The organism is Pseudomonas sp. Fl4BN1 (assembly GCF_009908285.1).
In the GTDB taxonomy this organism is placed as follows: domain Bacteria; phylum Pseudomonadota; class Gammaproteobacteria; order Pseudomonadales; family Pseudomonadaceae; genus Aquipseudomonas.
In genome coordinates this window covers 1-387 of sequence record NZ_JAAARM010000146.1, presented here as the reverse complement: position 1 = coordinate 387, position 387 = coordinate 1, and the positions used below count along the sequence as shown (strand labels likewise).

Below are 387 nucleotides of genomic sequence, written 5' to 3'. Positions count from 1 at the left end.
GCAATTGCTCCGCAATCGTCATCGGCGATTTGTAAGTCGCTTTCCCAAGTTCTGATTTTCGAGTATCCCCGATGTTAACGTTTGCCAGGTCATGACATCGCTCCACAAACGCCCTGCGGTGTTCCTGATGGCACGGCCCCCGAAAGACCGCCATGGGCTTCTTGTCTTGGAAATCGATGGGGTCGCATGCCAGCGAAAAATGCCGGATGGCGTCGAGCTTCAAGAGAATGCCATTATGGGAGCTGTTCTTGATCGGGCGGCTTTTTACGAACGCCGGGTGGTTCGGCTCGGCAGTCACATCCCCGCAGTCGTAGTCAAAGCTGTAGCCCGGACCAAAATAATCCATCAGGTCGACCAGATCATAGAAATAGGTACTCCCTATTTCAC

The 387-nt window shown here is 53.2% G+C and carries 1 pseudogene; it reads right to left on the bottom strand.

Features of this window, described 5'->3' with window-relative positions:
- A pseudogene (locus GV818_RS33970) lies at positions 1–387 on the bottom strand (lipopolysaccharide A protein); the annotation flags it as partial.